This window comes from Rubripirellula amarantea (assembly GCF_007859865.1).
Taxonomy (GTDB): domain Bacteria; phylum Planctomycetota; class Planctomycetia; order Pirellulales; family Pirellulaceae; genus Rubripirellula; species Rubripirellula amarantea.
Genome location: NZ_SJPI01000001.1, coordinates 1,886,147 through 1,904,447 on the forward strand (window position 1 = coordinate 1,886,147; position 18,301 = coordinate 1,904,447).

The following is an 18,301-nucleotide window of genomic DNA, read 5'->3' on the forward strand; positions in this document are numbered from 1 at the left end:
CGGAACAAAAATTTACCCCCTCAAAAAATGAATCAGATCGTCCGCGAGTTGTTCCTTGTGAGTTAACGTGAGCCCGTGAGGTGCTCCTTCGTATTCTTCGTACTTGGCATTGGCAATTGCATTCGCAGCAGCACGTCCACTTGCATCAATCGGTACGGTCTGGTCATCAGTCCCATGAACAATGAGCGTAGGGACATTGATCGCTGGCAACTCGGGACGGAAGTCAGTTGTCGCGAATGAGTTCGCACAGGCAAGCGTTGAGTGAAGGCTTGCTTGCATCGCAACGCTTCGCGTCCACTGCAAATAGGGTTCGCTCACTGGATGAGATGCGACGCCAAAGAAATCCTTAAAGAACTCGCTGAAGAAACGTGGGCGGTCTTCCGTCAATTCCTTAGCTATGCCATCAAAAACCGATTGATCGACGCCATTTGGGTTGTCGTTCGTTTTGAGCATGTAAGGAACGACCGAAGCGATCAGCCCACACTGTTGAACATGACGTCCCGCGTGACGCGACATGTAACGCACCACTTCGCCGCCACCCATCGAAAATCCGATGATGGAGGCGTCCTCGGCACCGCATGCTGTCATCACGTCGCTAAGGTCGTCCGACAAAGTGTCGTAATCATAGGTCCCGTACGGCTGAGTCGAACGTCCGAACCCACGCCGATCATAAGAGATGACACGAAACCCGGCTTCAACAATCTTGATTGCGTGGTAGTCCCAACTGTCGGCTGACAGGGGCCACCCGTGGATTAAGATCACAGGTCGGCCACTTCCCCAATCTTTGGCGTAAATCGCCTGCCCATCTCGAGTCGGTATCATCGTCATGGCTGCTCCGGTGCAATTGCAGGGGACTTAGTCGGAAGGATTAAGCTACGAAAGTCGTCCAACGGATCGTTGAGCGACTAGTTTCTATCTTAGCGTTGGGGTAGGCGTTTGCGAACGCTATTCAAGCGGGTGCTCACGATCAAGCAGCCTCCACCAAACCTGTTCGACCACGATCATCAAAGTGGATGTAGTGGGAATAGCGGGGTTAACGTTCGAGGTTTGGCAAAACAAGTCTGCCGTCGAATCTCTGCTTGGCTTCACAATAGTCGATTGTCACGCAAGAAGACGGCGTTGCTTTTACCGACAACCTCGCGTGACGGATCAACTATCAACTCAATGCCGTTCTTTCCGCTTACGCGACCGGCCCACGACGACCCATCAGCAAGCCAATCACGAATAGGACCAGGAACACGAAGAACAGGATCTTCGCGATGGTTGCAGCGGTACCTGCTACCACTCCAAAGCCAAGCACACCAGCCACCAACGCAATGATAAGAAAAGTTAAAGCCCAGCCTAACATGATCGTCTCCAATATTTGAATTTCAGTTTCAGCGATTCACTCAACCGCTTTGCAGCCAAACAACCACGCGATTGTTGTGCCAAACCGAGTTCAAATCTTCGGTACCTAAGTCTCCCTCAGTTCCCACCGAAATTGGATGTTTGCAAGGTTATCTGTAAGCTCTGCATCAGCATGGACTCGGCGAGTTTCATTCGTTGGGCTGATATCGTTCACGGTGAGGGCAAAGCGAACGATTTTTCGCCCAAGGATTCTGGTCAAGATTGTTTATAGGGTTGGGCACGCGATGTGCTTTCTGTGCTTTCGATGATTCGTTGATCTGCGTTCAACGCCCCAACGACTACGCCCCAACAACGTTGTGTGTCAACGTTGCAAACTATCCGACTTAGTGCCGACCCCGGAGCAAACCCATGACGACCATCAAACCTATTGCTGTCACCCTCGCCTTCCTGTTCAGTGCAATTGCATTCTCACTATCAACTAGAGCCGACGACAAACCTAACGACACAGTCATCGAAAAACTGCAAGGTCGATGGCTCGTTGTATCAGGTGTCAATCAAGGACGTGAACTGAGCGAGGCCGAAGTAGAAGGTACCTACGTCACAATTACAACGAACACGATTGTCACGTACGATCGAGATCAGAGGCAACGATTCCGAGCGGTATTCCGAACGGACGAAGCTAAGGATCCAATCCACATCACGATGACTTCTGTTGCCGATAATGCCTCGACGGATAAGCTCAAGACAGAGCCAAAGCCGTCTCAACCGGTTGCGTCTGGGATCCTGAAGTTGGATGGCGACGACGAATGGACTCTTTGTTACGGATTGCCCGGCGCTGATCGCCCCAAGGCGTTTGAATCGACGGCATCAAACCGAGCCATGCTCTTCAAATTGAAGAAAGAGGAGGTTGATCCATCGACAATTCCTTCAGCGGGCGACGAACAGAAGTAACGGTTCGGGGGCAATGAAATGAATACCAACTTCAAATCGGTTCAGTTCTACGGTGGTCCCTTGGACGGTTATTCAGCGACCGTTCCAACTGAACCGTATCCGATCGTTACATTCGAAACGATGATCGGCAAAAAGCAGAGGCCTCGCTCACTCTTTTCTCAGGTGAGGTCGTGGCTTGGTATGGAGTGCAAGGAAGACGTTCTTACGGTCGTTGCGACCTACCGCATCGACCGTCGAAGGGGCAACAAGGGTTACATTCACGTCGGTTCTTCGACCATGTACGTACGTCAAACCTCTTCGGATACGTGCCACCGCATGAGCCGCGTCTAGGGCATGATAACCGCATGTCCTAACGTCGATTGTTGGGGTTAACGATTCCGCTTGCGGTTTCGCAGCAGGAACGACACGCAATCATTCGCAAGGATCGAACTGCGGAGGTGAATGTTCGCAGACATCTGTCGGGCCAGGTCTCGGCCGGTCACACCTAGGCCACCATATCCCGCTTCATTAACGACGGCCTGGCTTGCCCCGAACGCTATGAACTTGATTCCGGCAATTGCCGCGGTTGACAAGCACATTGGACACGGTTCGGCGGTCGCTACCAACCAATGGTTCGTAAGGCTGGGTTCGCCAATCGCTTGGCATGCCGACGCTATCGCATTAACCTCCGCATGCGCTGCGGGATTGTTGGTTGAACAAACCGTATTACAAGCGACCGATAGCTGTTCTCCTTCGGGCGTGTAAATCGCAGCACCAAACGGGTGCTCACCATTTTCGGTGCCTCGTTCCGCTTCTGCGAGGGCAGCCTTCATCCATCGCTTCAATCGAAGTTCCGTCACACTATCGAGTTTGACGTATTGGTGAGTTTCCAACGGAGACCTCTACTTTATAGCTCGGGTAAAATTAACTTCTTGTCTGAATACTGGGCAACAAAAGACTTCAGTGCTTCAGCTTGCCCAACAACGGCATCCACTGCGGATTGTTGTACTTCGCGGTCGGCCTTGGCCGTGAACATTTGAGGAACTCGCACGTCGACCTGTAGCGAAACCGAAATTGACACGTCGGTCTGGCCGCCATTAGGCCGAGCCTGCAACGTTGTCTCATAATTTCTTAAGTTCCCCGCCGCGGCTTTCGACTTGGTAATAACGTCCATCAGGTCGGCTTGTACATCAGCGTGTTGACTTAGAACCAACCTGTCAGCATCAATCGCCGGATCGTCAAGTTGGACCGTGATCTCTTTCACAGCAGTCACATCGGTTCTGGACTTTCCTCGGATAGCATTGAGGAGTGGGCGGTTGTCATTGCTGGTGTCAAGGTCCATCGCCTCGATCTGTTCATCCACGAGCGTCATTCCAGATTGAGCAACAAGTTTCGCCGTTGCATTTTTGCGGACCATAATTTGCCGAAACTTGTCATAGTCGCAATCCACCGAAAAGGTGGTGGCATGGGTTCCAGAGGCGCTGTGGTCAATCGGGTACATGAACCAAGCGAACAGCGTCGCAAGTGCAATAAGTATTAAAGCGACACCGGCAACGATGGTTCTGTGGTTCATGCTCTATTTCTTAGCCTTCGTACTATCAAAAAAGAAGGTGCTTGGCGGTAAAACGGCCGCCAAGCACTTTCGTCAATCAGTCGTTTTGGGACGAACGATTACTCGTTGTCGACTTCTTCAAGAGCGTCAGCCTTGTTTTCGCCAGCGTCTTCCAATGCGTCGGCTTTTTCTTCCCCAAGGTCTTCCTTACGGTCGGCCTTCATCTCGCCTTGTTCTTCAATCGCATCGGCTCGTTCTTCCGCAGCATCTTGAACGGCGTCGGACGCATTGTCGGTGCGCTCGCGGAGGTTCTCGGCCGCGTTCTGTGACGCGTCGCGTGTGGCTTCAGCAGCGGACTGCGAGCTGTCGCGAATGTCTTCTGCTTGTTGTTGAGTGGTATCACGAATGGCGTCTGCTTCTCGGTCGAGTGCGGTTTCATCGCAGCCAACCATGGCAAACGTGCAAAGGGCCAATACACAGGTGGCTAACGTCTTCATTGTAAATTCCTCGGTTTGAATAGGTTTCATGCTCTTCGAATCTGATGAGCGTTCGAAACAACAGAGAGAGCAACCGGTGTGCCAAAGGCGGTTCTCAAATACGCTGACATTCAACGCCGCCCCCGGTGCAATGTCGTGAATGTCGGCATAACACGTTGAATTGGTCATTGTTCCCGCGTCTGGGTGTGCCGAATCTGTTTCGTGAGCAATGCTGTGGAATGCGCGAGCATATCGACCGCAATGTCGGCGATAATCGCACGGCCTTTGGCTAGCCAGGCGGCTGCAAACGCCCAAACAGCGACCCATTCCATCCAGAACAAGAAGTTGTAGTTGTTGAGCATTCGCTTCCACTCTGGACTCAAAACGAACAGGAATCCGCCCATCGTGACTAAGCTCAGCAAAATTACGATGCCGCTAAGTTGATAGATCCACGCACGTTCGCGCAGATGAGGCTCGTGTTCTATCTGAGAATCTCTTGGAAAATGATAGAGCGAATAGAACGCGAGCGTCAGAAAGAACACGCCACCACTAAACGTATGCAAGTATCCGGTTACTGATCTCTGAAAGAGCGGATCACTGTTGTAGTCCAAGGGAAACAGGGCAACGCCTAGAGCTGAGACGCATCCGAGGTTCGCCGTCCAATTTTCAACTCGGTCGTAGCCTCGGTAACAGAACAAGAAGATGCCGATGGCGGACAACGTGCCAACGAAGATGTCCCGCATCCCCGTGTGATAGTAGCTGCTCATGTTGTCCTGGAAAGGAATCCCTACCAACCAGCCACCGGGGCCGAGCATTAACGGCAGCAGCAACCCACTGACGCCGATCGCCCGCCGAATGGTGATGTAGGAAACCACCAAGATGTTCTTGCGGTCAGGATAATCAAAGGCTTCGGGTTCATCCTTTATCACGTCATTCTTGATCACTTCATTGCACCGTAGGCTTCTCGCACTTGCGATTCACCGTAAGTTCGTTCCAATCGCCGGATCGTAAAATGTGCTCGAGCTAGGTCTTGGTAGTGATCGATGAAGTAGCTATTGATCAGTGCTCCGCCGATAGCCCCAATCACGGGAATCGCTTGAGCTGCAATTTTCTCACTGACCACGACCCCAAAACGCTTGCCGATCTGAGAAACCAATTTCACCAGCACTGGTGCGGTGGTATCAGCCATCCCGTTTTTCAAGAGGTACTGCGACGCGTCGCGGATTTGCACCGCCATCGCGGCTCGAACAGCGAAATAGCCGAATTCAGTGTCATCGTCGACATCCGATTTCTTTCCTGGGTCGAGAGCAAAGACTTGTAAGCATGCCAATCGAGACTCGATTTCCGATAAGTCTTCCCCCTCGCTTCGAGCAATGTCAGCGACGCTGCGTAGGATCAAAACGGTTGATACCGGTAGCTCGACCGCGATCGTTGCACCGCCAAACGCACCGCCGGCAGCTCCGCTTAGTCCTGCAAGCAACTTGTGCGTAAGCAAACGAGGCTTACCGAGTTCTGACGTGGGACCTGATCCGTCTTTTTTGGTGTCAGTTCCCCCACGATCATCGCCGAGGGTTCGCATGGCGACGTCCAATGCAACATTGAGCGATTTGTCGATGGCGGAGTAAACCGTCTTTTCCGCGATGTCCGGCAGCATCTTTAATGACGCTGTGATCGGCGCACCGATGAGTTCGGTCAAGCGATCCGCGATTCCGTGATGCTCAAGCACTCGCTTAGCTTCGCGGAGCTCTTCCACTGCTTCGGGTGGCAGTGTGTCAACTATCAATTCGTTTTTCATGGACCAGTGCCGTGACAGAGGATTAATGTGGCGATTGCGTGTAGGTCATGGACAGCAATTAATCAATGAACTTACCGCGTCTCGCCGAAAGGGCGAGTAAGATGACCGCTCCCACCACTGAGCCGATCCAACCGCTTGATTGAATGAGTGATCCGCCTTGCAATAGGTAACCAATGGCACCGCCCACGAAAGATCCGGCAATGCCAAGAAGGATCGTTCGCATGCATCCCATCGCTTGCTCGCCAGGAATTAACGCGCGAGCAATTAATCCGACCAAGAATCCAAATACGATCCATCCGAGTATCCAAAACATGATGTTCAATCTAAGGGTGTGAGGCAGAGTTCGCCGAAGTTCAGCTATCAGCGAGGTTGATAACTGACCAACCTGACGTCCACTAACGCAATCGCCGTGCCGATGAGCCATGACGTGATAAAGGTAAACATCGTGCGGCAAAGAGATACACGGTGCCCTGCCCTAGAAAGCTCTCGAAAGCCTAGCTTCAAGCGCGTGGGAACTTGGTTGTACAGATTCATCAACGCATTTTAATGAAACCCGATCAGCCGATCTTGATAGCACGGCCTGAGCGGATCGCGTTTTCGCATAACCAGTAGCATTTTTGCCCCCGGTCGCAGTCAGTTGATTTCGATCACGATCGGCCTGGTTGAAATCGTTCCATCACGCTTGGCACGGCAGTTGCTGAATCAGTCTGATCGACAATCGACCTGCTCTTTCCTAAGATTACATAGCCCTGGACTGCCACGATGCCTGCTAGCTCTTCGAATACCGTTTCTGACACTAGCTCGCAAAGCAAACCTCTATCAAAATGGTCGAAACCGATGCCAAGCATTCTCGTCATTGATGACGATCGCACGATCTTGGCGTTGGCAGAAAAGACGCTATCTGCAATCGCTGACGTCGAAACGGCTGCCACAGCGTCCGAAGGGCTCGCCAAACTTCGTCGGGGAAGCTTCGACACAGTTTTGTTAGACATTCAGTTACCTGACCAAAATGGTTTGGCTGTCTATTGTGAGATTCGCGAATTTGACCGACGCATTCCAGTCGTGTTCATGACGATCGAAGCCGCTAGCAGCACCGCTATCGAGGCGATGCAACTTGGAGCATTCGATTACATCGGCAAACCACTATCGGTGGAGCCCCTGCGAGATCTAATCGAAAAAGCAATCGAGCAGCGCCAAATCAGTAGCGTTCCAGTCGCGATTAGTGCCGACGATACTTCCACCAATGATTCAAGCGAATTGTTTATTGGTCGATCGCCGGCCATGCTGGACGTTTTCAAGGCGATTGGGAAAGTGAGTAAGCAGGACGTCCCGATCCTTATTCGAGGCGAAAGTGGTACCGGGAAGGAACTTGTTGCGAGAGCCCTGTATCAGTACAGCCATCGGAGTGAGGAAGTGTTTCTGGCTGTGAACTGCGCGGCCCTCCCCGACAACCTTTTAGAGAGCGAGCTTTTTGGACACGAGAAAGGCTCCTTCACCGGCGCGGAATCACGACGCATCGGTAAGTTTGAACAATGCAATGGTGGAACACTATTCCTTGACGAGATTGGTGACATGGCACCGTCCGTTCAAGCAAAGGTTCTTCGCGTTCTGCAAGAGCAACGCTTTGAGCGTGTGGGTGGTAACAAGGAACTCACAACCGATTGTCGGATCATCGCAGCAACCAATCGACCGCTCGAAGAAATGGTTAAGGATGGCGATTATCGTGAGGACCTTCTCTACCGCCTCAATGGTGTGACGATCGAACTGCCACCTCTGCGAGAGCGGCTCAGTGATGTACCGGCGTTGATCCAGTTCTTTATGTCTCAGGCGAAAAAGGAATTCAATAAGCCAGACCTTGAAGGACTATCGCCTGAAGCAGTTAAATTGTTTTCGGAATACCATTGGCCCGGTAACGTTCGGCAGTTGCGTGCTGTTATTCGTCGATGTGTTCTCGATTCAGTGATGCCGGTGATTACGCCCGATGGATTGCCAATAGAGATCACTAAAAGAGGAGCGGCTCCCACCGCAACCAACCAAGAAACCGTCGACGGAGCCGCCCTTCCCCAACTTGTTAAGCGGTTGTTGGCCGAGAAGTCGACCGACGTGTACGCTCAGTCGATGCAGTACATGGAAAAGTACGTGATCACGGAGGTCTTAAAGTCGACCGATGGCAACCAAAGCCAAGCAGCCGAGATATTGGGCATCACGCGGGGTAAACTTCGGGATCGGATTTCTACCTACAACATTTCGCTAACCAGCAATGTCCAAGTTGGATAGAGCTTTTGGCAGAACCTTATTCTGCCTCGATTAGATGACCTGCGTTTCGTCCGCGAGATGCTGTTTCCATCATCGCGTACTGCACAACCTTGCTGAGGTCGCAATCGTCAAGTTCAGGGTTGCAACCCACGACAGCTCGTTGACGATCCGCACCTGTGCCCGATTGCAGAATTTGGTTGAGATACCCTTTGATGTGCTCACCGTCTCCAGACAAATCGAGCGATGGCCGAACATGGTCCAACAGCATCGCAATTAAGTCTTTGGCCGTGTAGTTCTTGCAGTACAACGGATCGACCAGTTCTTTGGTAACGCCATACCTTGCAGCGTGCCATGTCGCGTAGGAAAGCACGTTGTCGCGAATAGGTCGGTTCAGTTTTCCTTCTCGAAGATCCCGCGTGGCTTGCATTACGATCGCTCGTACCAAACCGGTGTATCCAACGGTTTCTTCGACCGACAACATCACATCGGCACTACGGAATTCAATGGTCGGAACCTTGGTCGGCAAACGGATGTCCCAATAGATGTAGCTCTCGTCTTCGATTGCACCTGATTGGATGAGGTCAGCGACACAAGACTTGTAGTCGTCTACATCTTCAAAATGCGGTGGTGGACCAGCCATTGGCCATTGCGCCCACAGTTCGCGACGATAGCTCGCGTATCCCGTGTCCTCGCCGTCCCAGAAGGGTGAATTCGCCGACAATGCCTGAAGCAGTGGCAACCACCGTCGGGCCTGGTTCATGATCTGCAAACCATCCGATGGGTCTTCGATTGAAACGTGGACATGACAACCGAAGATCAGCATATCACGAGCGATCTGTTGAAACCGTTGACTCATGACGCGATATCGGCGACTCGGTGTGAACGATTCGACTTCTGGTAAAGGAAGTGGGTTCGTGCCCGCAGCAACCAAAGCGGCTCCGGTCTTCTTTGCCGCTTCAATTAATTGACCACGAACTTGCTTGACACGCGTCTGCACTTCATCCAGCGTGTTGCAAACCGTTGACGCCATTTCAATCTGCGTGAGATGCAGTTCATGTTGGATGTCGGCCGTCACATCGTTGCCAACCTGCCTCATGACTTCTTTGCAATTGGGAAGCAAACGACCGGTTTCAGGATCTACCAACTGATACTCTTCTTCAACACCAACCGATGGAATGAATTTACTCACGGTAAGTTTCCTGTGGAGAGTTCGATCGCAGCTAGTGCCAACACAGCAGCACCATGAACAAGAGCTGACTCATCGATGTCGAATGTCGGAGTGTGAAGGGGTTGCGAGCCGACATCCACTCCCGCGACTCCTATCCGCATCATGGCCGCTGGTACCTTCGATGCGAAGAAAGCGAAATCCTCGGCACCCATGCTGGGTTGTTCGATATCACGAACGTTGGCATCGCCCACGATCTTAGATGCAGCGAACCGAAGTAGGCTGTTGACTCTGATGTCATTGACAACAGGCGGAGTGTGCGTACCAAAAGTTAGCTGAGTCGTGACCGAATAAGTTAATTCCAAGGCTTCGGAGATTTGCATCAATTGATGTCTGGCTCGCATAGCACTTTCTGCGGACAACGTTCGCAGCGTCCCACTAAGTTTCACTTCTGCCGGAACGACATTGGCCGCGTGTCCGCCACTGATTTGTCCTACATTCACGACGATTGGTTCACGAGCGTCTTGATGCCTGGGCAACCGTTCGTAGATGGTGCTTATCCAATGGGCCGCCGCACCGACCGTATCGCCGGTCAAGTGAGGTCTCGCACCATGACCAGCCTGACCGTTGATAATCATGCAAAACGAATCACAGCCGGCAGTAAACGCTCCGTCACGGTAGCCGAAAGTACCAACCGGACGGCTCGGATCAACATGAAGAGCGATGGCACTATCGACTCCCTCCAATGCACCAGATTCAATCATATGACGACCGCCGGTACTTGTTTCTTCAGCGGGTTGAAAGATGATGCGAGTCGCGGTGCCGTCGGGAAGCAAGTTGTCGTTAGCCAGTTCGGTCAATATGGCTAGCGCGCCCCAGGCCATGGTTGCATGCGCATCATGTCCGCAGGCATGCATGACACAATCGACTCGGCTTGCGTACGATGTTTCAAGTAGTGTTTGAATGGGTAAGGCATCGATGTCGCCTCGGATCGCGACTCTGTGTTTCTGGTTGCTCACGCTGGCATCAAGATCCACCCAGGCACCCCTGCGGTCGCCGGCTAGATGCGGAGTCAAACCAAGCGTTACGATTAGATCCTCGATGAACTCCGTTGTTTCGTACTCTTGTTCGGAAAGCTCAGGTCGCTGATGCAAATAGCGGCGAATTTCACGCAAGCGAACTGCGAGCGATTGGGCATAGCGTTTCACTATGTCTTGCAGTTCGATTGCCTCGCTTTGCATACGTAACTTCCTAACTTCCGGATAAAGTGAACGCCCGAGTCTTATAGCGACACGGATGCGTTGGTTGACGCGTCGGTTTCTGGTCGTTCCCCTTGCAGGTATGCCTTGCCAGCCTTCAGCAAGTACTTGACGCCCGTTAACCCAGAGTTGTCCCAGTACTCTCCACGAGCAGGCTCCACCCGCAGCAAAGTGATCGACTGACTCGCCTTGCCTTCGGGAAACCAGACTTTCCAAGATTCGTTCCAAAGCTCGTCCAGCTTTGCACGATCATCGACCGCATGTGCGGTGCCTGATAAAGAAACAAACTTGCTCGAGCTTTGCATCGTTACGGCGACTTCGGCATCCAGCATGAGGTCAGCGATCTTTCCCGAGTGAATATCGGTGACGAACCAAATTTGGCCGTCATCTTCCAGTTGTGCTACTGCCATTGGTCGTGCATTAAGCTCACCTCGATCGCTGCGAGTCACCAGCATGGCGTTATCAAAATCTTGAAGCAGGTCAATCAGTTTTTGTTGAGTATTCATGGATCCATCTATCAAAGTTTGTGAATAAAAGTTGAGTGCAAACGAAAGCAGGAACCGCTAGGCAGATAAGCCCAGCGAGCCTACCACTCTCGTTAGCTCGGTGTTATCGAAGCTGAACTCTAAACGGTCTGCTTCGCATGCCTGCCTTCTGCGAATTCTTCAACCGCCTTCTTGCAGAAAGCTGGCAGGTCGTCCGGATATCGGCTCGTTACCAAGCCTTCGTCACACACGCATTCTTTATCAACCCAATCAGCCCCGGCATTCTTCAGGTCCGTTTTCAAGCTGGGCCATGAAGTAACGGTTCGTCCTCGGACAACATCTGCTTCGATGAGCGTCCATGGACCATGGCAGATCGCGGCAACCGGTTTGTGCTGCTTGAAGAAGTCGCGAATGAAACTCACCGAATCTTCGCAGGTACGTAATGAGTCGGGGTTGGCTACACCACCAGGCAACACGAGGCCGTCGAAATTTTCGGCAGAGGCCGTGTGGACCGACTGATTGACCTCAAAGGTGTCGCCCTTTTCGTCATGATGCATTCCTTGGATTGAACCGTCTTTGGGCGAAACCAAAACGACTTCCGCACCGGCTTCTTTGACGGCTTCCCAAGGCTTGGTCAGCTCGACTTGTTCGAACCCATCGGTAGCAAGAAATGCAATTCGTTTGCCTTGAAGGGATTTTTTGTTCATTGTGATCTCCTGATCTTTAGAGGTGTTGTGTTTGTAACAACACTGATGCAGGTTCCATGCCAAACCTGCTTTGCAGCGTTTCGGTCAATCGAATCACCGACACTTACATCAGGAAATAGATAGCTGGTCGCTCAGAGACCGTTGTGCCCTAAGTCTTACCATGCGGAGAATGAAACTACTTCTCGGTGTGTGGACGTTGGTTGATCAACACAACCTTTCCACGGTCGATACCGGACTCAACTCGGCGATGTGCTGCTGCAACATCATCAAGGGAAAAACGGCTATCAATTGTCACCGACATCTTTCCCGATTCGTAAAGCTGAATTAGCTCACGCAAATCTTCAGCATTGGGCTTAGCAAGCATGACTTTGCCGGATTTCGATAGAGGCCAAGTTAGCAGCGTGACAAGCATGCCCTTCACATCAGGCTCCGTTGAAACATATCTACCGTTTTCGGTAAGCACGTCGCGTGAATCGAAGTACCCCGACTTTCCAGCCGCGTCAAAAATGAGATCCCACTGCTTGGAAAGTTCAGTGAAATCTGTGTTGTGGTAGTCGTAAAACTTGTCGGCTCCCAAACTTACGCAAAAGGACTCGTTGTCGCCGCTTGCGACTGCGGTCACTATGGCACCGTACGCTTTGGCGATTTGAATTGCGAAGGCTCCGACGCCGCCGCTCGCACCATTGATAAGCACACGTTTTCCCGCAGCGATCTGGCCGTGATCTCTTAGTGATTGTAGCGCTGTTGTCCCTGCCAACGGAATTGCGGCTGCTTCATCGAAGGGCATTGAATCAGGTAGTTTGGCGGTCACGTCGGTTGCGCAGACCGCAAACTCAGCACACGCACCACCTCTGGCATGATCGAGGAACGCCATGACACGATCGCCGATTCGAAAGATTGAATCCGACGCACAGTCCGCAATCGTTCCGGCAACGTCATAGCCAGGAATGCGAGGAAAGCCAAACGGAAGTAGACCCTTCATCTCCCCTCGCCTCAGGCGGTAATCGATTGGATTTACGCTGGAGGCTTGAACTTTAATCAAAACTTGTCCCGGCAACCGATGCGGCACAGGGACTTCGGCGATTTTTAGAACACTCGCATCACCGTAGTCTTCATAGGTTGTTGCACGCATCGTTGATGGCGAACGAACATCCGAATCCACGATACCGGCTTGTTCAATGGAAGTAGAATGCGACATCAGAAAGTTTCCAGACTTGTCATTTCAAAAAAAAACAGGCTGGCAGTGACTGCCAGCCTGTGGAAAAAAATCAGTGCTATTTCACTGAAGTGTGGTTTTCATCAGCGATTAAAACCACTCGATCGCCCAACTTCACTGGCACTCCAGTTACGGTAAGCTTGCTGCCTTCCTTCAGTTGGTTTTGCGAGTCTGGATTGCCCAAGTCGACTGTGAGCATTTTGCCCGAATCGGTTTCTAGCTTGGCCATCATGTGTTTCTCGCCACGCACTTGGGCGGTCTTGGTCGACTTGACGGTGCCGCTATAGCGACGACCGTTTCGTTCGATCGAACGTTGTTGCCCATCCAGTTCAACAGTCGTCGCCACAAGCACTTGCTTGTTGCCACGCTTTGTGACGGGGCCATATACCGTTACGGCATCGTCCTTGAATACTTGCATTGTCGAGGCGTCTGGACCGAAATCAACCCAAATGGACTTTCCATCGTCAGCGTTGACATGCGTCAGCAAGCTTACCTCACCGTAGCGCTTAACCATCTTAGTCTCCTTTACTTTGCCTGAGACGCGTACAGCTTTTCCACTCAAACCTTTTTGGGTGGTCTGAGCAACGCTGCTGCTTTGGACGGCGTTCTTCCCTGCGATCGCATTGAAGTCGTAGTCTTCATACAAGCCATCGCCGTCGTCATCTCGGTACGTGGCATAGCTATCGTTCAAGCGATCGCCATCGGTATCGTGGTAACGAGACATTCGCTCGTAGTTGCCGTCTTTGTCGGCGTCGTAGTACCGGGCGTATCCGTGATCGTAGTCCTCGCCATAGAACTCTTCGACATCGACTGCTTCGATATCATTGTCGTTGTCGGTGCTTGTCTGCTTGTCGTAGTAGTCGAACTTTTCATCGTCCCATCGGCCGATCGCTTCGTCAGTGGGATTGTAGTCATTGCCATCAAACCACTCGCTGACGTCGTACCATGCGTCGTCTTCATAGCGACCACCGACGTCCTCAGACTCTCGCGTGGTCTGAGCCACGGCGCTGGACGCGACTAGAATCGGCAGCGCAAAAACAGTGAATTTCCAGGGTTTCATCTCTATTCTCCAAATAGGCGGGGTGGGTGAAGGGCGAAGCCTTCGTGTACATTTTCACCATCACTAACCACGCAATCGCCGTGCCAGTACGCCTTTTGGGTTAGGCGACCGCACCTTCCCACGCAAGCAACGCAACTTTGCCGGGACTATTGGTGTAGCGGACACTTGCATCGAACGGCATGCAACCAAAGCGCCCGACAATCAATCAATTCAAAGAACGAAGACATGTTTTCAGAAACCGATGGCAGCCGGAAGACAATTGGCGATGTAGACGTGCTCTATCACGATGGCCTGTACCATCTCTTTCATTTGGTGTTGCCCAACCATGATTTCATCGCTCACGCCGTCAGCACAGACGCGTTGAATTGGCGAAGAGTTAACAACGCCTTGTTCATTGGTGATCCAGGTAGCTGGGACGACTTGATGCTGTGGACGATGCATGTATCACGAGACCCCCATCACAGCAGGCGTTGGCGGATGTTCTACACAGGGCTATCGCGACGGGACCAAGGGAACTTCCAACGCTTAGGAATGGCAGTAAGTGAGGATCTGTTCCATTGGCAAAAGACTCCAGTCCACTGGGAAGACCATCGCGGTCCAAACGACCCCGACCGGGTAAAACGCGCAGTGAAACAGAGTCGATCAAATCAAGCGGGACCGTGTCATGCAATGTACGACAAAGAAAGTTGCTTCCCCTTGGAACCGGATCCACGCCATTACGAGGCATCGTTGACTGAGGGGCGGCACTGGGTCAGTTTCCGTGACCCGTTCTATTATCACGATGGCAAAGACGGTTGGTTAATGGCGGCTGGACGAGTTAACGATGGGCCAATCGTCCGACGAGGTTGCGTTGCGCTAATGAAGGAAGTGGAACCGAATCATTTCGTCAGCCAACCTCCATTGCACCATCCTCGGTTGTACGACGATGTCGAAGTGCCAAACCTTATCGAGGTGGACCAGGATCACTATTTGATCGGTAGCATTCGCGAGGACGCCAAGATCCGTTATTGGCACGCCGACGAAATCGGTGATCCGTGGCAGTCCTATCACGACAACGTGCTGCTTCCGCAAGGCAACTATGCGGGAAGAGTTTGCCGGGATGAAAAAGGTTGGCTGCTGTGGAATTTCTATTCGATGAATTTGGTAGATCGAACTGCGGAAAATCTAATGCCGCCGCCTAAACGTTTGGTGAAAAACAACCAGGGTTTACTAAGAGCCGTAACTTTCGAGGGGATCGAGGATTATCTAAGGGAGTCTGTCGAAACAAAGTGCATACACGGTTTGATAGAGGAAGGAGGTCCACACATTCAGAACTGCCGTGTCGAAGATGGCACACTTGATCTGATTTGCAAAAGTGGCTTTCAAGCCTTCGTGTTTGATGAACCGCTCGAGCATTTTCGATTTCAGGTCAAAATCAGTATGTGTGGGCTAGGTAAGTGTGGACTCGTGTTTCGGATCGATCCTGAATGCCGAGATGGATACTATCTTTCGCTGGACTTACTCAAGGGGGTCGCGCAATTGCGAGCTTGGGGTACAGGCGAAGACGGTAGTGGAGAACACATGATGCAGTTCAAGTCGCTGCAATCTGGATTTTGGTACTCCGAAGTAAGAGAAGAGGCGGCGGTGCAACTCATTGCGTTTGGTAGCTACATCGAGTTGTCGGTCAATGGGCGGGTGGTGCTGTCACTGGCGGATCAGAGTTTCGACACAGGACAACTGGGCGTTTATCTTGATACTGCCGAAGTACGCCTATCTGAGATAAAGCTCAATAGACTTGCATCGCCAAGTCAAAGCGACGAACACTTAGCCAGTGGCTAGATCAGATTCGTATCCTCGACTTTCCTAGGTGAGAAAGCTTAAGGCTAGGTGAGAACACTTAATGAATGACGCCTATTGAAGTAGTGATTGACCACCATCGATCCACACCGGCGTCCCGGTAATATGACTGGCAAAGTCGCTCATTAGAAAGGTAGCCAGATTGGCAACTTGTTCGGGTGAACCGAATTCTCCACCGGTCAGAGGAATGGTGCCGTCAGGGAAAATTGCGGGTGTTTCGATTCGTTCAAGATGTTTGCGTTTTGTCTTGTCGTGAATGTTCGACTCAATAGCGCCCGGGCAAATAACATTGACACGTATTCGTGATGGAGCCAATTCTAAAGCGAGCATTTTTGCAAAGGCGAATTGTCCGGCCTTACTCGACGCGTACGCGGATGCTCCTTCGTTACTAAACGTTCGAGTCCCGTTGATGGACGCCATAATCACGATGCTTCCACCACCACCCTTTCTCAAGTGAGGCACGCAGTGATGGACTGCCAAAAAGGTTCCGGTGAGGTTGACGTCAATGGTCTTCCTCCACTCTTCCGGCGTAATCTCGTCGACTGGTGCCCAGGTTCCATTGATTCCAGCGTTAGCAACTAAACCGTCAATTCTTCCGTAGCGTTCTATTGCCGTTTGCACGGCTGCAGCCACTTGGTCGGATTGAGTCACATCCGCCCGTGCCCATGATGCCTCTCCACCATCGGATTTGATGTCGTCAACAACAGATTGCATTTCTTCTTCGTCGCGACTGACAATCAAAACCTTTCCACCACAGGTGGCTATGCCTTTGGCAATACCAGCACCGATTCCCTCGCTACCACCGGTAACCATCACGACTCGATCATTGAGCTCGATATTCACGTTCATTCCTTTCACTATCACTCACTTGCGAAGTAGTTCCTATCGACGCCAGCTACATCTCGTTTATGCCGGCAAGGCACGTTAGGCATCACGCTGGCTGTTGATGGAACTGAGCTATTGATGCACTGAGCTATCAGCACAGAGACCTATTAACGCACGGTGCTATTAATGCACGGTGCTATTAATGCACGGTGCTACTAATGCACGGTGCTACTAATGCACAGGGCTTAAGCGTCAGTTGCCGAGCTGATGTTTGCTGCCTTTGGCGGAGTGTGTTCCTCCGGCTGCTTCGATTCCCACTGCGACAGCTCTTCAAATTGTTTGTGCCACTGCCCTGTGATGCTCGACAACGCACCACCGCGATTGGTCACTGTTTCCTGGCACTGTTTCTTCACTCTTGCTTCAATATCACTTTGAAGCATGCCTTTGCGTTTGCGTGCGTAGCCGCTCATCAACAACGTCTTTAATAGACTCTCGACTGTCTCAGCGTTGCTGCTCACCGACGCTTCTTCGCCGCTAAGTTTTTCGCAACAAATGGATGCAAGTTTGTCGAGCTGCTTCTCGATCTGTGGATTTGTATCGCTCATGACTACCCTTTGTCGTTGTGTTTCAAATGATTTTCTTGTCACTAAGAGCAAGGTTCATGCCACAGCAATTGCCACTGCAAACCAAGATTGTCAACTGAGGTTTCCGATTTCGGAAACTAGTTCGCGAAGTCTCGGCTGAGCGCTCTTAAACAGCACTGCGACTTCGCCAGAGTCACCCGACCTTGCGGCTTCGATAATTGGCTGCAGATCGCTAACGGGCTGTCCGGTTTCAAAGGTGCTTAGCAAGCCTTTCAACGCATGTCCCGTCTGTGCAACGTCTTCAAGCTTTCCTGAGTCGATCTCCGACTCTAGCTGCGCAACCATTGTGGGTGCATCTTCGGTTACCATCTCGGCGAGCATGACCAATGTGTCTTCATCACCGTCAAGTCGCGTTAACGCGGCCGAAAAGCGTTGTCGTTGATCAGCAGTCAATCCAGCCATACAACTTTCTCTTCCTTAGGCACAGGTTGCCAGCCTGTGCAATTTTCTATGACGTCCGCAAGTCGTCGGCCCTCGACTTTAAACCACAATTCACCAAGGTTACGGTTTCAGCTTCCACCCAACGAGCACTCCAATACCGAATGCCCAGCACGCAGCAACATCAGGATTATCCTTCGCGTATGCTTTCGCTAGGCTAAAGAGATCGGCTGCAGGTTCTTGAACATAATGCTTGGCCGCGTCGGATGCTATTTCGCCTGCACCTGCTGCGACACGATTCGCTGCTTCTTTTGCTTGTTCTGACATGTTTTTACCGTTCGAGGTTGGAGTAGTTGCGTTGGACATAGGA

The 18,301-nt window shown here is 51.7% G+C and carries 22 protein-coding genes; 4 read left to right on the plus strand and 18 right to left on the minus strand.

Going from position 1 to position 18,301, the window contains the following annotated elements; translation table 11 throughout:
- Window positions 1-12: 12 nt before the first annotated feature.
- Both Pla22_RS06840 and Pla22_RS06845 read right to left on the minus strand, forming a co-directional pair.
- Window positions 13-828, minus strand: coding sequence for an alpha/beta fold hydrolase (locus Pla22_RS06840; RefSeq protein WP_146513948.1), 816 nt, complete (start codon window positions 826-828; stop codon window positions 13-15).
- 352 nt (window positions 829-1,180) lie between these two features.
- Window positions 1,181-1,348, minus strand: a complete 168-nt coding sequence (locus tag Pla22_RS06845; RefSeq protein WP_146513949.1) for a DUF1328 domain-containing protein — start codon at window positions 1,346-1,348, stop codon at window positions 1,181-1,183.
- Window positions 1,349-1,755: 407 nt separating this feature from the next.
- On the opposite strand from Pla22_RS06845, the gene Pla22_RS06850 reads away from it, so the two are divergent.
- Window positions 1,756-2,298 carry a TIGR03067 domain-containing protein gene (locus Pla22_RS06850; RefSeq protein WP_146513950.1) on the plus strand — a complete coding sequence of 181 codons (543 nt, stop codon included), beginning with the start codon at window positions 1,756-1,758 and terminating at the stop codon, window positions 2,296-2,298.
- 18 nt (window positions 2,299-2,316) lie between these two features.
- Window positions 2,317-2,628, plus strand: a complete 312-nt coding sequence (locus tag Pla22_RS06855; protein ID WP_146513951.1) for a hypothetical protein — start codon at window positions 2,317-2,319, stop codon at window positions 2,626-2,628.
- Between the two features lie 38 nt (window positions 2,629-2,666).
- Here Pla22_RS06855 and Pla22_RS06860 read toward each other — a convergent pair whose 3' ends face one another.
- The 6 genes from Pla22_RS06860 to Pla22_RS06885 all read right to left on the minus strand — a co-directional run bounded on the left by Pla22_RS06860 (window position 2,667) and on the right by Pla22_RS06885 (window position 6,413).
- The gene (locus tag Pla22_RS06860) at window positions 2,667-3,170 is read right to left on the minus strand and encodes a nucleoside deaminase (protein WP_242631845.1); all 504 of its coding nucleotides are present in this window, start codon (window positions 3,168-3,170) and stop codon (window positions 2,667-2,669) included.
- 14 nt (window positions 3,171-3,184) lie between these two features.
- Window positions 3,185-3,850, minus strand: a complete 666-nt coding sequence (locus tag Pla22_RS06865; RefSeq protein ID WP_146513952.1) for a hypothetical protein — start codon at window positions 3,848-3,850, stop codon at window positions 3,185-3,187.
- A gap of 98 nt (window positions 3,851-3,948) precedes the next feature.
- Window positions 3,949-4,326 carry a hypothetical protein gene (locus tag Pla22_RS06870; protein WP_146513953.1) on the minus strand — a complete coding sequence of 126 codons (378 nt, stop codon included), beginning with the start codon at window positions 4,324-4,326 and terminating at the stop codon, window positions 3,949-3,951.
- Window positions 4,327-4,490: 164 nt separating this feature from the next.
- The gene (locus Pla22_RS06875; RefSeq protein WP_146513954.1) at window positions 4,491-5,234 is read right to left on the minus strand and encodes a hypothetical protein; all 744 of its coding nucleotides are present in this window, start codon (window positions 5,232-5,234) and stop codon (window positions 4,491-4,493) included.
- An 11-nt stretch (window positions 5,235-5,245) separates the two neighbouring features.
- Window positions 5,246-6,100: an EcsC family protein gene (locus Pla22_RS06880; protein ID WP_146513955.1), complete on the minus strand. Its 855-nt coding sequence runs from the start codon at window positions 6,098-6,100 to the stop codon at window positions 5,246-5,248.
- A gap of 58 nt (window positions 6,101-6,158) precedes the next feature.
- Entirely contained in the window at window positions 6,159-6,413 is a 255-nt protein-coding gene (locus Pla22_RS06885; RefSeq protein WP_146513956.1) for a GlsB/YeaQ/YmgE family stress response membrane protein, read from the minus strand.
- Window positions 6,414-6,937: 524 nt separating this feature from the next.
- Here Pla22_RS06885 and Pla22_RS06890 point away from each other — a divergent pair.
- A complete protein-coding gene (locus tag Pla22_RS06890) occupies window positions 6,938-8,377 on the plus strand; it encodes a sigma-54-dependent transcriptional regulator (RefSeq protein WP_146513957.1) in 1,440 nt (479 codons plus the stop codon).
- Between the two features lie 16 nt (window positions 8,378-8,393).
- Here the strand turns inward: Pla22_RS06890 and Pla22_RS06895 are convergent, their stop codons facing one another.
- The 6 genes from Pla22_RS06895 to Pla22_RS06920 all read right to left on the minus strand — a co-directional run bounded on the left by Pla22_RS06895 (window position 8,394) and on the right by Pla22_RS06920 (window position 14,248).
- Entirely contained in the window at window positions 8,394-9,545 is a 1,152-nt protein-coding gene (locus tag Pla22_RS06895; protein WP_146513958.1) for a carboxylate-amine ligase, read from the minus strand.
- The gene (locus Pla22_RS06900) at window positions 9,542-10,762 is read right to left on the minus strand and encodes an amidohydrolase (RefSeq protein WP_146513959.1); all 1,221 of its coding nucleotides are present in this window, start codon (window positions 10,760-10,762) and stop codon (window positions 9,542-9,544) included. Before Pla22_RS06900 ends, Pla22_RS06895 begins: the two co-directional genes overlap by 4 nt.
- A 41-nt stretch (window positions 10,763-10,803) precedes the next feature.
- Window positions 10,804-11,286, minus strand: a complete 483-nt coding sequence (locus tag Pla22_RS06905) for a pyridoxamine 5'-phosphate oxidase family protein (RefSeq protein ID WP_146513960.1) — start codon at window positions 11,284-11,286, stop codon at window positions 10,804-10,806.
- 119 nt (window positions 11,287-11,405) lie between these two features.
- On the minus strand, window positions 11,406-11,972 hold the full coding sequence (locus tag Pla22_RS06910; protein WP_146513961.1) for a type 1 glutamine amidotransferase domain-containing protein: 567 nt from the start codon (window positions 11,970-11,972) through the stop codon (window positions 11,406-11,408).
- A gap of 175 nt (window positions 11,973-12,147) precedes the next feature.
- Window positions 12,148-13,104 carry an NAD(P)-dependent alcohol dehydrogenase gene (locus tag Pla22_RS06915; RefSeq protein WP_146515280.1) on the minus strand — a complete coding sequence of 319 codons (957 nt, stop codon included), beginning with the start codon at window positions 13,102-13,104 and terminating at the stop codon, window positions 12,148-12,150.
- Window positions 13,105-13,246: 142 nt separating this feature from the next.
- On the minus strand, window positions 13,247-14,248 hold the full coding sequence (locus Pla22_RS06920) for a hypothetical protein (protein WP_146513962.1): 1,002 nt from the start codon (window positions 14,246-14,248) through the stop codon (window positions 13,247-13,249).
- A gap of 225 nt (window positions 14,249-14,473) precedes the next feature.
- Between Pla22_RS06920 and Pla22_RS06925 the strand changes: the two genes are divergently transcribed.
- Window positions 14,474-16,066: a glycoside hydrolase family protein gene (locus Pla22_RS06925; protein ID WP_146513963.1), complete on the plus strand. Its 1,593-nt coding sequence runs from the start codon at window positions 14,474-14,476 to the stop codon at window positions 16,064-16,066.
- A 72-nt stretch (window positions 16,067-16,138) separates the two neighbouring features.
- Here the strand turns inward: Pla22_RS06925 and Pla22_RS06930 are convergent, their stop codons facing one another.
- The 4 genes from Pla22_RS06930 to Pla22_RS06945 all read right to left on the minus strand — a co-directional run bounded on the left by Pla22_RS06930 (window position 16,139) and on the right by Pla22_RS06945 (window position 18,297).
- A complete protein-coding gene (locus Pla22_RS06930; protein WP_146513964.1) occupies window positions 16,139-16,927 on the minus strand; it encodes an SDR family oxidoreductase in 789 nt (262 codons plus the stop codon).
- Window positions 16,928-17,154: 227 nt separating this feature from the next.
- A complete protein-coding gene (locus tag Pla22_RS06935) occupies window positions 17,155-17,514 on the minus strand; it encodes a hypothetical protein (protein WP_146513965.1) in 360 nt (119 codons plus the stop codon).
- Between the two features lie 90 nt (window positions 17,515-17,604).
- Window positions 17,605-17,955: a hypothetical protein gene (locus tag Pla22_RS06940; protein WP_242631847.1), complete on the minus strand. Its 351-nt coding sequence runs from the start codon at window positions 17,953-17,955 to the stop codon at window positions 17,605-17,607.
- A gap of 99 nt (window positions 17,956-18,054) precedes the next feature.
- The gene (locus tag Pla22_RS06945) at window positions 18,055-18,297 is read right to left on the minus strand and encodes a hypothetical protein (RefSeq protein WP_146513966.1); all 243 of its coding nucleotides are present in this window, start codon (window positions 18,295-18,297) and stop codon (window positions 18,055-18,057) included.
- Between the last annotated feature and the right edge of the window lie 4 nt (window positions 18,298-18,301).

Bases quoted from the DNA above. Each gene is read 5' to 3' on its own strand.
- Pla22_RS06840 (WP_146513948.1), bottom strand. From the start codon at position 828: ATGACGATGATACCGACTCGAGATGGGCAGGCGATTTACGCCAAAGAT.
- Pla22_RS06845 (WP_146513949.1), bottom strand. From the start codon at position 1,348: ATGTTAGGCTGGGCTTTAACTTTTCTTATCATTGCGTTGGTGGCTGGT.
- Pla22_RS06850 (WP_146513950.1), top strand. From the start codon at position 1,756: ATGACGACCATCAAACCTATTGCTGTCACCCTCGCCTTCCTGTTCAGT.
- Pla22_RS06855 (WP_146513951.1), top strand. From the start codon at position 2,317: ATGAATACCAACTTCAAATCGGTTCAGTTCTACGGTGGTCCCTTGGAC.
- Pla22_RS06865 (WP_146513952.1), bottom strand. From the start codon at position 3,850: ATGAACCACAGAACCATCGTTGCCGGTGTCGCTTTAATACTTATTGCA.
- Pla22_RS06870 (WP_146513953.1), bottom strand. From the start codon at position 4,326: ATGAAGACGTTAGCCACCTGTGTATTGGCCCTTTGCACGTTTGCCATG.
- Pla22_RS06880 (WP_146513955.1), bottom strand. From the start codon at position 6,100: ATGAAAAACGAATTGATAGTTGACACACTGCCACCCGAAGCAGTGGAA.
- Pla22_RS06885 (WP_146513956.1), bottom strand. From the start codon at position 6,413: ATGTTTTGGATACTCGGATGGATCGTATTTGGATTCTTGGTCGGATTA.
- Pla22_RS06890 (WP_146513957.1), top strand. From the start codon at position 6,938: ATGCCAAGCATTCTCGTCATTGATGACGATCGCACGATCTTGGCGTTG.
- Pla22_RS06900 (WP_146513959.1), bottom strand. From the start codon at position 10,762: ATGCAAAGCGAGGCAATCGAACTGCAAGACATAGTGAAACGCTATGCC.
- Pla22_RS06905 (WP_146513960.1), bottom strand. From the start codon at position 11,286: ATGAATACTCAACAAAAACTGATTGACCTGCTTCAAGATTTTGATAAC.
- Pla22_RS06910 (WP_146513961.1), bottom strand. From the start codon at position 11,972: ATGAACAAAAAATCCCTTCAAGGCAAACGAATTGCATTTCTTGCTACC.
- Pla22_RS06915 (WP_146515280.1), bottom strand. From the start codon at position 13,104: ATGCGTGCAACAACCTATGAAGACTACGGTGATGCGAGTGTTCTAAAA.
- Pla22_RS06920 (WP_146513962.1), bottom strand. From the start codon at position 14,248: ATGAAACCCTGGAAATTCACTGTTTTTGCGCTGCCGATTCTAGTCGCG.
- Pla22_RS06925 (WP_146513963.1), top strand. From the start codon at position 14,474: ATGTTTTCAGAAACCGATGGCAGCCGGAAGACAATTGGCGATGTAGAC.
- Pla22_RS06935 (WP_146513965.1), bottom strand. From the start codon at position 17,514: ATGAGCGATACAAATCCACAGATCGAGAAGCAGCTCGACAAACTTGCA.
- Pla22_RS06940 (WP_242631847.1), bottom strand. From the start codon at position 17,955: ATGGCTGGATTGACTGCTGATCAACGACAACGCTTTTCGGCCGCGTTA.
- Pla22_RS06945 (WP_146513966.1), bottom strand. From the start codon at position 18,297: ATGTCCAACGCAACTACTCCAACCTCGAACGGTAAAAACATGTCAGAA.